Source organism: Vibrio aerogenes (genome assembly GCF_024346755.1).
Classification (GTDB): Bacteria; Pseudomonadota; Gammaproteobacteria; order Enterobacterales; family Vibrionaceae; genus Vibrio; species Vibrio aerogenes.
In genome coordinates this window covers 1,335,316-1,347,553 of the sequence record NZ_AP024862.1, presented here as the reverse complement: position 1 = coordinate 1,347,553, position 12,238 = coordinate 1,335,316, and the positions used below count along the sequence as shown (strand labels likewise).

Here is a 12,238-nt window from a genome sequence, read left to right as displayed (position 1 = left end):
ATGAAAAGAGAACTGACGATAGATAATCTCTATCAACTTGCAGAGCAAACAAAACAGGTCCAGGCTGACAGGATAGAGATTGTTCTTGAAGAGAGGAATGATGAACCATTTCCCCCGATGTCTAAAGCACTGATGGAGACACGCTCTGGTCTCACCCGGAGAAAACTGGACGAAGCCATCTCTAAGATGGAAAGTGAAGGGCATCAGTTTACCAAAAATAATGCAAACCACTATTCGATCTCTTTATCTGAAGCCCATATGTTGATGGACGCAGCAGGGGTGCCAAAATTCCATTTACGTAAGAATAGCCACGAAAATAAACCTTGGGTGATTAATGTCCAGAACCAAAAAGGTGGAACCGGTAAATCGATGACTGCGGTTCATCTTGCTGCTTGCCTGGCCTTGAATCTGGATAAACGTTATCGTATTTGTCTGATTGACCTTGACCCACAGGGCTCACTTCGCCTGTTTCTGAACCCTCAGGTCAGCCTGGAAGAAAATACCAGTATTTTTTCTGCTGTTGATATTATGTTAGATAATGTGCCGGAAGAGATGACTGTCGATCGTTCATTTATCCATAAAAATGTTTTAATGGATACCCAATATCCAAATTTGAAAACAATTTCTGCGTTTCCTGAAGATGCGATGTTTAATGCTGAAGCCTGGCAATATTTATCTCAGAATCAGTCTCTTGACATTGTCCGGCTCCTGAAAGAAAAATTGATTGATAAAATTTCTGATGATTTCGATATTATTATGATTGATACAGGCCCTCATATTGACCCATTGGTGTGGAATGCTATGTATGCCTCGAATGCTTTATTGATTCCGTGTGCTGCAAAACGGCTTGACTGGGCCTCAACTGTCAACTTTTTTCAGCATTTACCTACGGTATATGAAATGTTTCCTGAAGACTGGAAAGGACTTGAATTTGCCCGGTTAGTACCAACGATGTTTGAAGATGACAACAAAAAGCAAGTTTCTGTATTAACTGAAATGAATTATTTATTAGGTGAACAGGTCATGATGGCGACTATTCCCAGAAGTCGGGCATTTGAGACCTGTGCCGATACGTATAGTACTGTTTTTGATTTGACTTCCGGGGATTTTGAAGGCGGAAAAAAAACACTGGCCACAGCACAGGACGCTGTTCAAAAAAGCGCTTTAGAACTTGAACGGGTTTTACATTCAAACTGGCCATCACTAAATCAGGGGTAAGAAAACATGGCAATCAAAACATCTGAGCTCAATGCTAAATTATTCGGAAAAGCAGACAAGCGTCGGGCGACAACCCCTCAGGAAGCTCAGCATGCAGTTAAAGATAAAGCACAATACATCGAACTGGCCGTAGCGGGAAAAACTCAGGTTACTTTTGAATTGGTTTCTATACCTGCTGAAGACGTTGCGACAAAAACCGTAGTTTTTGAACAGAATTCACGGGAACAGGCATTTTTGAATGAGCACGCTTTGTCAGATATTCTGTCCACGCTCAGAGAAAGAGGACAACAATATCCAGCTGTCGGGCGTAAAACATCTGATGGCAAAATTGAGGTTCTGGATGGTAGTCGCAGGCGGATGGCTTGTATTTTAGCCGCACAACCCTTTTTAGTTTACGTTGCTGAAAATGTGAATGAAGAACATGCGAAGTTTCTTTCTGATGTCGCAAATGCGCATAAGCCTTTATCTCTGTACGAGAAAGGAAAAGAAATGTTGGCAAAATTAGAAAGTGGCGAAGCGGAAGATCAAAAAGCGTTGGCAAAAATGTTCCAGTGCAGTGAGGCTTTGGTGAGTGGCGCGCTTAAAGCCGCTGATTTGCCACTGGAATTGTTACAGGCATATCCGAATGTTGTCGAGCTGGGCAGGCCTACCATTGTGAAACTTCACAAACAGTTCAATGGCCTGGATGATTCACAAAAGTCGGTTTTACTTGAAAAATGTCGCTCAGAAGATGGCTTTGTCTGGCAACAGAGTAAAGCTCAGGGAGTTGCCCGTCTAACGAAGGATGTCACAGAAACACTGGAAAACTGGATTGAATCTTTAGCACCCCCGGCGCAAACAAATGTTTCACAGAAAGTTGAACTGGTCAAAAACCGGGTGAACTATGTTCGTCAGGGAAATCGTTTAGTGTTGAATATGAAAAAAATTGACGATCCACTCATGAATGAAATATTAGATTTTTTGCAGAAAAAACTACAATAAATTTCAGGAAAAACCCAATGAGACACATTGGGTTTTTTTATATTCGCATTCTTTTACCTGAACTACATCTTCCAGCGATACCCTGAATCTTGTATCTTTGAGAGTTGGGTGTACGAGTCAGCTCTATGAACATCATCACCATTTATGGGAGATAAATATTGTATTTCCCGGATTTCATTATTTTTAAGTACCAAGTGCTATGTCTGAATTTAGTCATTATTTTTCTGAGTTAAACGCTCTCCTTTCACATACACAGCAACGAACAGGATTAGTGATACGGGGTCACTCTGAATGGACTGATTTGAGAATAAAAGACATCATTCATTGTTACCGTAAGAAACGTTGTCTGCAGTTAGGGGGGGGAATCCCTGCATGATGTTGAAAAAATTAGCAGGGTAAAAGGACGACATTTTTTAGGACAGGAATGTCACTTATTGATTGTCGATCTTTGTGAACCCGTTGATGCTGATAGTCTGAATGCTTTGCTTGGCACATTGGTTGTCGGTGGCCTGCTTGTTGTCATTTATCCACTGGCTTATCATGCTCAGTCATTGGCATTTCAATGGTTCATCAGGTCTTTGAAAGAATTCATTCTGATAACGCAGGGCGAGAAGCTACCTGCATTGCCTCAGTTCATCGAGCTAACTGAACATGATGTGTTTCTGGAACAGAAAAAAGTCGTGAATCAAATCATGCATGTAAGGGAAGGACACAGTAAAAGACCATTGGTAATTACGGCGGACAGGGGACGGGGGAAGAGTAGTGCTCTTGGTATTGCGGCTGCTGAATTAATGCAGAGAAGATCGGGTATCAAGATTGTGATTACTGCGCCTTCACCTCAGGCTGCCCATGCTATTTTCAGCCATGCTCAGCGACTTTTGATGCAGAAATCTCAGGCACACATAATAAAGAATATCTGTCTGGATAGATCTGAATTAACTTATATTCCGCCTGATGAACTTCTGAGAGTTGATTGTCAGGCTGACCTCCTGCTTGTTGATGAAGCGTCAGCAATTCCGGTTCCATGTTTGCAACAATTGACCAAAAAGTATAACCGGATTGTGTTCTCTACCACCATTCATGGTTATGAGGGATGTGGTCGTGGTTTTACTCTGAAATTTCTCAATTGGCTGAAGAATTTTCGTCCTCAGTTTCAACATGCTCATTTGTCACAACCTATTCGCTGGACTAATCATGATGAACTTGAAAAGTGGCAGTTTCGTACTTTTTTGCTCAATACTGACTTACCTGAGATAACCAATGATATTGATACTAAAGAAATTCAATATCGGTATGTCGACAAAAATTTATTGTTTTCCTCTGCAGATTTCTTCGCAAACGTTTTTGCACTACTGACACAAGCCCACTATCAGACTTCTCCGAATGATATGATGAGAATTCTTTCTGATGATAATATTTCTCTTTTCATTGCTGAAGCGAAAGGTATGTGTTTGGGGTGTATTCTTACAGTTAAAGAAGGAGAGCTGTCAGTTTCCTCTGTCGAAAAAATTGAACAAGGCTTACATCGTCCTCAAGGACAGCTTGTTCCGGTGACATTAATAAACCAACTGGGTTTAACAGCATCGGGCAAAGAAAAATGTTGCAGAATTATGCGAATTGTCATTCATCCTCAACTCCAGAGAAAGGGATTCGGTAGTCATTTGTTAAGTCATTGTATTGCACAATGTGATTGTGACTATGTCGCAACCAGCTTTGGTGCTTCAGATGAATTACTACGCTTTTGGATCAAGCAGCAGTTTTTTCCGGTTAAACTGGGCTCCCGGCGGGATCAAAGTAGTGGCTGTTATTCTGTGTTAATGATTCATCAGTGTCAGAGTGATTGGCTTTTATCGGCAAGGACACAGTTTGCCTATTACTTTCTTCATACCTTGAAGTCTGAGTTTTGTCAGTTGGAACCCTCTGCTGTCCGGTATTTGCTTTCTGTATCTGAGTCTGTATTGGTTGATAGTCTTCCGGTGTCACTATTGGAAAATTATGTCAGGGGTGGTGCTAATTATGAGAGCGTTGCGGTTTGGATTCATGCGTTGGTTGGTGCTTTTCCGCAGTTTATAGCAACGTCATTGAGTGACTTACTGATCATAAAGGTTTTGCAAAATCGATCATGGTCAGAAGTTTCAGCTATAGAAGGACTGCCTGGGAGGAAAGCCCTTGAGTCTCAGCTTAGAGAAGATTTAAAGACCCTCTTGTTAAATTTACAATGTAAATAAGCATCTTATTCTGTTTATCATTTACAGTGTAAATTCACATGATATATATTTTACAGTATTATTATTGGTGTAATAATATATATTTTAGATATATAGATTGAGTGTTCTCTATCTTTGTTGTTGCATATGTAACAGTTTCGGGGACAGGAAGAATATATAATGTAGGGTTCTTTATCCACATTAGTGATGACCATCAAAAAAAGCATAACTTGGTTGTTGCTGGTTTGTTCTAAACAAGTATTTTAAGTGGATACAAGGAATATGTACTTTGGGTTTAAGTTGGTTAGGATGTCATTGAGGTAACGATGTATGTGGAGTCAGATTTTATCGATGGCTCATGACGGAAATTCTGTCATCGCCAGGCTTGAGGATTCAGATAGCCTGGACAGAAAACTGTCAAAGACGGGAATTAGTGAAACACTGGAAGCTCTGAATGCATCTTCATTTTATCTTGATAGTGAGGCTTTAGAGAGTTTTATCAACTTTGCTAATGAAGGTAAAGGTGAAGCGTTTCAGGGCTTATGTATTGCTGAAAAAAGAAATGCTAGTGTAACCGTTGACGTTGAAGATGATGGAATGATTGCCAATATGGTTGTTATTGGCGCTTATTGTGGTCGTGGGTTAAGAGGTAGTGAAATAGTTCAGGCATTGGCTGAGGCACATGTAACAAAAGGTATCAATAAAATAGCTTTAAAAAAAGTACTGGTTATGAGCAGGAACCTTGCCGCAGGGGAAGAATTTGTCCAGCCTGTAGCACAGGGAAAGCCTCCTGTTCATGGTGCTGATGAAAAGTTTATGCCGTTAGTTGAGGATGTTACAAAAAGAGTTTTAGCGCCTCAACGCAAGTCTAATTCCAGTAAACTGGATATGCGGAACCTTGGTGAAACCATCACAGTTGGTGAAGGTGATGAGGTGATGCGTCGTGTTCCTGCAACAAAGGGGATTCCCGGATATACCGTATTAGGTAAAGAGATTGAATCTAAACCGGGGAATAACACGGTGTTAAAACCAGGTAAAGGAACGGAGATTTCGAGGAAAGATCCTAATCTTTTACTTGCCAGTACATCGGGTTTACCGATTATCAAAGATAAAACCGTTGATATCGATAATGCGCTTTGTATGCAGAGTGTGAGTGTTGGAACCGGGCACGTTAAATTTAAGGGATCTCTGGTTGTAACCGGTAATATTGACCCGGGAATGATTGTCCGGGCCACTGGCTCAATTACTGTCGCGGGTTTTATCGAATCTGCAGATGTTCAGGCACAGGGTGATATTCTTGTTGGTAAGGGGATCATTGGTCATACAACATCTGATGAAGAAAATAAGACTTGTGTTGTTAAATCCGGTAGTTCGATTAAAGCGAATTATGCGCAAAATGCAGAGCTACAGGCACAGGCTGATATTCATCTGGCACTCTATGGCATCGGTAATAATATTCGCTGCGGTCGTGATTTGGTAGTGCTGGATAGTAAAGAATCACAAGGAACACTCAGTGGTGGTGTTGCCAAGGTTGGTAACTCAGTTGTGTGTTACAACTTAGGCGTCGAAGGAGATACGCCAACTCACGTTGAAGCATTTGCCTCATATACCAGTTACCGGGAAAAATTAAATCACAAGAAAAATGCGTACAGTAAGGCTCAGGAAGAAACCATGAATATTGTACGTCGTGAGCTTGATTTTAATAAGAAACCCAAACATGAACGCAATGAGAAAGAGGCTGCTGAAATAGCCGATCTGAAGCAAAAAGCAGAAGATAATATGAAAAAAGCCAAGGAGGCTGTAGAGCGTTTTACGGAAGAATTTGATGCGTTACTGGAAGTGAATACAGTGACGGCTAAGAGCAAAGTATATGGTCATGTGACGGTTTGTTTTGGTGATGAAAAAACCATGACGAAACGAGCTCATGGTGCCAGTGTATTTTCCTTCAATAAATATAATATTAAGTGTACCTCATTATTTAACGAAGATGATTTAGCGCCTCAGGTTGTTTCTGAATCCGGTTAATTGATAAACCCTGATAAAATTGCACTATCAGGGTTTGATATTTTTTGTGTGACAGGCTGGTCTGGCGAGTCCTTCATTCCTTGTTTGTCACTATCCCGCCTTTCGTGAGTTCTGTTTGCTGTCTTTGTCTTTTTCTATCATTGTCCTTTCGATTTGAGATGACATTTGATCTAAATTTTTAATAATTGATTTTAAATCTTTGGTTGTCTTTTTTGGCAGTACTGCACCGTGAAATAGTCCCCGGCTGACATTCAGCCTGACAGCAGAATAGGTATCTCCGTCAAGCAACTGTCTTAGAGCGTGTATATCTTTCACAGTCTAACCTGTAGTCGCTTGAACATTGCTCCACCAGACACATCCGGATGATCAGTTTATTTTCCAGATTGGTATAATACAGGCTCAATAGCACCATTTCAGGGAGGCATCTTCTTTATTTCTTGCTGATATAATATTACGCTTGAGTTCTGGATATGAAAGGCGCAAAATCACGAAAAAATCAGGAGCAGATGTTGAATATGGAACTCTCAGATATTCGTCGGGAATATATTCAGGGTGGTTTAAGAAGAAAAGACTTAAATGAAAACCCTTTTGGACAATTTGATTTTTGGCTGAAACAGGCAATTGAGGCAAATATTTCTGACCCAACGGCCATGACAATTGCAACGGTTGATCAGGATGGGCAACCCTTTCAGAGGATTGTTTTACTGAAGAATTCCGGCGAAGATGGATTCATTTTTTACACGAATCTGGGAAGCCGGAAAGCAAACCATATTCAACACAATAATAAAGTCAGCGTGCATTTCCCATGGCATATGCTTGAAAGGCAGGTACATATTACCGGACGAGCCGAAAAATTATCTGCTATGGAAAACTTTAAATATTTTACTTCTCGGCCTAAGGACAGCCAAATAGCTGCAATTGCCAGCCATCAGAGTAGCCGGATTTCAGCTCGGGGTATTCTTGAATCTAAGTTTCTGGAATTAAAGAAAAAATTCTCTCAAGGTGAAGTTCCTGTACCCAGTTTTTGGGGAGGTTACAGAATTATTCCGGAAAGCTTTGAATTTTGGCAAGGGGGAGAGCATCGATTGCATGATCGCTTTTTATATACGAAAAGTAGCCATGAGTGGTTGATAGAACGACTTGCCCCATAAGACAGACATAGTGTTGGATGACATTTGATAAAAAGGAAAGAGGGATTCTCTTTCCTTTTTTCAATTAAAGCAGATGTCCGATGTCCAATGCTAATATTGTCTTATTCTTTGATCTCCCGAACGATACGGAATCCGATGTAATTCGCTGCCGTAGATGGCGCTGTGAATAAGCGGCTGAATGATGTCGCATTTTTCGGTGAGAAGCTCCAGGCGCCTCCTTTTGCTATTCCCTGAGGATCATTGGTCCATTCCCAAACATTGCCTACAACATCATATAAGCCCAGTGGATTGGGAGAAAATGATTTTACTGGTGATGTACTTTTGTTAGACCAGTTCGTTCCACCCCATCCTGTGTTTGCACGGCCTGATTCAAAATTGTTTCCCCACCAATAATCAGTTTGTGTGCCTGCTCGGGCAGCAATTTCCCACTCATCCTCTGTCGGAAGGCGATAAGTAAAGCCAGTTTCTTTAGATAACCAGCCTGCAAATGCTTTAGCATCGTTGACACTCACACACACAACCGGAGAATCAAGCGACTGCTTAAAGCCCGGATTTCTCCAGTAATGGCCTGATTGAGGTGACATTTGGTTATTAATCATGGCTGTACATGTCTTCATCAGCTCAGCATCTGATTGATAATTTGTATTCTTTACAAATACTTTAAACATCTCAACGGTTACAGGGGTTAATGAAATCGCGAACGCATGATCAAGGATAACCTGTGATGAAGCATATTCACCGATAAAGAATTTTCCCGGGGTAATGCTGATTAATTCAGGACCGGTTATGTTTTCTGGCAAAGGATCCGCAAACCTGAACCCGGTTTTCAGTTGATTTCGCTCTTCCTGTAAGACTGCGCGGATTGAATAATCTGAGGCCAGTCTGAAAGATGTACGATAAGGTATATAGCCGTTTTTGGTGACACTTATCTGATGAAGCCCTTCCTGAAGAGTGAGTGATAATGGCGTATGACCATATGAAATACCATCAATTGTGACATGATCATCATAAATATTTGAACGAATATTCAGGTTAAACCAGGCAATTTCTTTTTGTTGATTATTGTCTGTTTCAAACAGGCAGTATTGTTTTCCGATATTCAGTAACTGACATATTGTCGTATTTGAAGGCCGGGCTTCTAATTGTGCTTCAACAATTGTTTTATACCGGCTTGCATTATTAAACCCGCTCTGAAGTACTTTGTGTTTCAGTACATGGACGTTGAGGGCTGCATGATGTGCGTATTTTTGTACTGTTTCATTTTCAGTGGTCTGATTGATCAGTGAAGACTTAAACTGTTTAACTGCTTTTTGTAAAGCCAGCTTTGTTGTCTGTTCTTCACATTGACGGATAGTCATTGCCGGGTTACAGCGATTGGTAAAACTGACTTTTTGCGTGCCCGATAAAGATAACTCATTATTCAGCCGCTTGGCTCTGGCTCTGAGTTTACTCTGTTTTAGATCAGAAATATTTTTCCGGAGTAAAATTGCGGTTGTTTTCTGGTCTTTGAGTAACCCTTCCTGTTCTTCCAGTGCTTTTTCCAGTTCGTAGCGGGTTTTCTGATTTTGCTTGTGATTTGACCAGGCATTCTGATAAGCAGTCTGATATTTTGTAATATCCAGCTTGGGATTAGTGATCATTTGCTGGTAGGCGTTCTCCAGCTGTTTTTTGGTTTTATTTAAAACTTTATCGATTTCCCTGGCCTGTTCTGTCAACCGGTCAAGCTCAGAGTGTTGATTGGACACTTTCAGCTGTTGGTTTCTGAGGGTTTTTTCTGCTTTTTCCAGCTCTGTATTTTTACTGAAAATTGCATCATCGATATCCATCACTGAGTCAGGATTTTCTTTAATGTTGGAAGGTGCTTTCTCTTCAGCATAGGTATGAGCCGAAAAGGCAATACCCAATGAAAAAGTTAGTAATAAAGCCTTAAGTCCTTGTCGCATTCTTCTTTACTTCAATCTTTTGGATTATCGAGTTGTCTGACCATTGTAAACGAAAACGCCATTTGGTCATAAGTCATATAATAATAACTTACAGACAAAATGGCGTTATCACCACATCTTTGTGAACTCAGGCCAAAAATAATCACCCTTATCAGGTGGTTAACTGTCTTTATTTGGACGAAGTTTCACCCACACCGTGTCATTTCCATTAATTGTTATCACCTGGTTGTATGTTTCATATCCGTCTTTTGAGACTGTAAACTGATGGCGGCCATGAGGGAGAACAATTTCAACAGGTGTACTGCCGTAGCTAACGCCATCAATGGTAACAGAGTCCTGATATTGATCGGAGCGAATGGTGACATTTGCCCACTGTTTTTCTTTCTTTGGTGTATAAGTTTTTTTGCCTTGCAGACAATAACGAGTGGAAACGCCAAGTAACTTACAACCGGCAGTGACTTCCGGTCTGGCTTGTAACTGAGCTTTTATCTGTGTGTAGTAGTCATTGTTGCCCTGAAAACCACTGGATAAAATCTGGCTGTCCTTCACTGAAATATTCAATTCAACGTTTTTCAGGTTTTGCTTGGCTAAAATTGACTCAGTCAGACTATCGATAATCCGATCATGGAATGTTGCAACAGCTTTCTGCTTGGTCAGATAAATGCCCTGGCTGGAACATTCACCCAGAGTCATTGTGGTTGAACAAGTCGTTTTATAATGTGTTTCTAAAACTTCCGTTTCCATCAACTCCGCGTTGATACGTTTTATACGTGCCTCAACTTTTGCTTCTTTGAGGTTGTCGTATTCATTTTTCAGACGGGCAACTTTTTGCTTTAGCTGAGACAAACGCATTTGAGCTTCTGTCATCGCCTGGTCATTATCAAGGTTGTCTGACTGATTTTTCTTTAACTCAGCCCAAACGGACTGATACTTTTTCTGGAATGTAACTAAATCTGTATCTGGATCTTCAAGAAGACGGCTATACTGTTTGTCCAAATCAGATTTTGCCCGGTTTCTTTTTGTTTCTAGTGCATCTCCTTCGCGTTTCAGACGTTGCTGCTCATTCTTCATTTGCTGAAGTTTTGCAACTTCATCATCATATTCTGATGAGGATTTTTTAATTTCGTCTTGTTTGATATTTAACTTTGTATCAATGACCGCAACAGGATCTCCCTGCGAGGCATTAGATTCATCAGCATATACAAATGCTGAACTCAATAACGGGCAGAGCGCCAACAAGAGCGCTGGAATGTGACGTACTATCATAGGTCCCTGCAACAATTAAGTAATTAAGCCACAGCCACTCTGTGGAGAAAGTAAGAATTGACAGTTTTTTTACAAAGTAACTATCTCATAATTCTGAGTACATTAGAGCCATGAATTGTACAAAATGCAACTTAGGTCTCTGATTTTGTATATTTTACAATATGCAACTTCCATTTTGGGCCTTATAAGAAAATATGCAAGTTTTTAGCATGGATCTCAGAATTCTTTTTCAATCAGCATGACACTGACCGTAATTTATCCATGTTTATGTATTGTTCCACAGAAAACTATATTAATTGATATTGTTGTTAATTGTAAGTCACCTTTTTCTCACAGAATGACTTCCGGGAGAGGACAAAAATTGATTCCTGATCATTTTCAGGGTAGGTTAGAGCGTGTTTATCTTTCACATCCTCCAGCTAGGAACGGCGATGAAAGATAAACACGCTCCAGGCTTTGCTACCGGTGTGTGGTTGAATTTTGTTCCTGTCAAAGCGAGGGATTTGAAATGTTTGAATTGAATTCATCAGTTGACATACAGTTGCCTAAACCCGCTGAGGTGGTGACTCTGCCATCTGACATGAGTTGCCATGATCACGGCTATGCCCAGATCGTGATTGGGCTGAAAGGCCAAAGTGAATTTGAAATCAACGGATACGGAAACCGTGTCGGACCCGGGCAGGGGTGCGTTGTTTCAGCCGGAGCAAATCATGCTTTTGGAGGCCTTGCAGATCAAACAGATATTCTGGTTTTAAATCTTCCTGTTCCTTCTGTTGATGAGTCTGTTGTTTTACAGCAGATTTATGACTTGTCTAAATCTGAAGTCTATTTCCATATTGATGAACGTTTGAACCAAATCATACGTTTGCTTTCACAGGAAATGGCCCTGTTTCCTGAAGATACTCTCCTGAGTAAAGCATGTCATGACACACTGGTTACCATGCTTTTCAGACACATGACACGTAACGTGTCTGTCATCAAAGAATCCCGTTTTGATTTGGCCGTGATTGATAATTACATTGAAAGTAATCTTAGCCGTCGTATTACGATTGCTCAGCTTGCCGGAAGTGTGTTTTTAGGCGAGAGTCAGTTCCATTGCCGGTTCAAAGAGCTGTTAGGTATGACGCCACATCAATATGTGTTGCAGAAGAGGATAGAAGCGGCCAGGTCTTTAATTGATCAGGGGGGTTATACGCTGGGTCAGGTTGCTGAACTGACCGGTTTTTCTGGCCAAAGTACCTTTTCTCATGTTTTTACCCGTCTACAGGGAATGTCTCCTTCTGTTTATAAGAAACGAATACAATAATCTGAACCAGATGCTGAGCCGCACCTGTTCTCACCATTTTCTTTTATCTTCTTCTATCAAGTCCCTTTTTTATAAAGCACCTATTTTATAAAGCACTTATGTAAGTTGACTTCTGGGCTCTTTCCCCGGTTTCATCTCCCC

Annotated in this window: 9 protein-coding genes; 6 read left to right on the top strand and 3 right to left on the bottom strand. The window is 40.8% G+C overall.

The features are described 5' to 3' along the window. From OCV29_RS23170 to OCV29_RS23155, 4 genes are all read left to right on the top strand, one after another. Complete coding sequence (locus tag OCV29_RS23170; protein WP_073602345.1) at window positions 1-1,218, top strand: ParA family protein; 1,218 nt, start codon at window positions 1-3, stop codon at window positions 1,216-1,218. A gap of 6 nt (window positions 1,219-1,224) precedes the next feature. Next, window positions 1,225-2,199 (top strand): ParB/RepB/Spo0J family partition protein, encoded by a 975-nt coding sequence (locus tag OCV29_RS23165; protein ID WP_073602344.1) that lies wholly within the window; start codon window positions 1,225-1,227, stop codon window positions 2,197-2,199. A 434-nt stretch (window positions 2,200-2,633) separates the two neighbouring features. Beyond that, window positions 2,634-4,427, top strand: coding sequence for a GNAT family N-acetyltransferase (locus OCV29_RS23160; RefSeq protein WP_261887416.1), 1,794 nt, complete (start codon window positions 2,634-2,636; stop codon window positions 4,425-4,427). Between the two features lie 309 nt (window positions 4,428-4,736). Next, window positions 4,737-6,431 carry a DUF342 domain-containing protein gene (locus OCV29_RS23155; protein WP_073602342.1) on the top strand — a complete coding sequence of 565 codons (1,695 nt, stop codon included), beginning with the start codon at window positions 4,737-4,739 and terminating at the stop codon, window positions 6,429-6,431. 90 nt (window positions 6,432-6,521) lie between these two features. Here the strand turns inward: OCV29_RS23155 and OCV29_RS23150 are convergent, their stop codons facing one another. Further along, complete coding sequence (locus OCV29_RS23150) at window positions 6,522-6,746, bottom strand: hypothetical protein (RefSeq protein WP_073602341.1); 225 nt, start codon at window positions 6,744-6,746, stop codon at window positions 6,522-6,524. 200 nt (window positions 6,747-6,946) lie between these two features. Between OCV29_RS23150 and pdxH the strand changes: the two genes are divergently transcribed. Further along, a complete protein-coding gene (gene pdxH / locus OCV29_RS23145; protein WP_073602365.1) occupies window positions 6,947-7,582 on the top strand; it encodes a pyridoxamine 5'-phosphate oxidase in 636 nt (211 codons plus the stop codon). 101 nt (window positions 7,583-7,683) lie between these two features. Here pdxH and OCV29_RS23140 read toward each other — a convergent pair whose 3' ends face one another. Beyond that, window positions 7,684-9,525 (bottom strand): formylglycine-generating enzyme family protein, encoded by a 1,842-nt coding sequence (locus tag OCV29_RS23140; RefSeq protein WP_073602340.1) that lies wholly within the window; start codon window positions 9,523-9,525, stop codon window positions 7,684-7,686. A 159-nt stretch (window positions 9,526-9,684) separates the two neighbouring features. Then, entirely contained in the window at window positions 9,685-10,791 is a 1,107-nt protein-coding gene (locus OCV29_RS23135) for a PEGA domain-containing protein (RefSeq protein WP_073602339.1), read from the bottom strand. Window positions 10,792-11,299: 508 nt separating this feature from the next. Between OCV29_RS23135 and OCV29_RS23130 the strand changes: the two genes are divergently transcribed. Then, window positions 11,300-12,097: a helix-turn-helix domain-containing protein gene (locus tag OCV29_RS23130; protein ID WP_073602338.1), complete on the top strand. Its 798-nt coding sequence runs from the start codon at window positions 11,300-11,302 to the stop codon at window positions 12,095-12,097. Window positions 12,098-12,238: the final 141 nt, after the last annotated feature.

Bases quoted from the DNA above. Each gene is read 5' to 3' on its own strand.
- OCV29_RS23170 (WP_073602345.1), top strand. From the start codon at position 1: ATGAAAAGAGAACTGACGATAGATAATCTCTATCAACTTGCAGAGCAA.
- OCV29_RS23165 (WP_073602344.1), top strand. From the start codon at position 1,225: ATGGCAATCAAAACATCTGAGCTCAATGCTAAATTATTCGGAAAAGCA.
- OCV29_RS23155 (WP_073602342.1), top strand. From the start codon at position 4,737: ATGTGGAGTCAGATTTTATCGATGGCTCATGACGGAAATTCTGTCATC.
- pdxH (WP_073602365.1), top strand. From the start codon at position 6,947: ATGGAACTCTCAGATATTCGTCGGGAATATATTCAGGGTGGTTTAAGA.
- OCV29_RS23140 (WP_073602340.1), bottom strand. From the start codon at position 9,525: ATGCGACAAGGACTTAAGGCTTTATTACTAACTTTTTCATTGGGTATT.
- OCV29_RS23135 (WP_073602339.1), bottom strand. From the start codon at position 10,791: ATGATAGTACGTCACATTCCAGCGCTCTTGTTGGCGCTCTGCCCGTTA.
- OCV29_RS23130 (WP_073602338.1), top strand. From the start codon at position 11,300: ATGTTTGAATTGAATTCATCAGTTGACATACAGTTGCCTAAACCCGCT.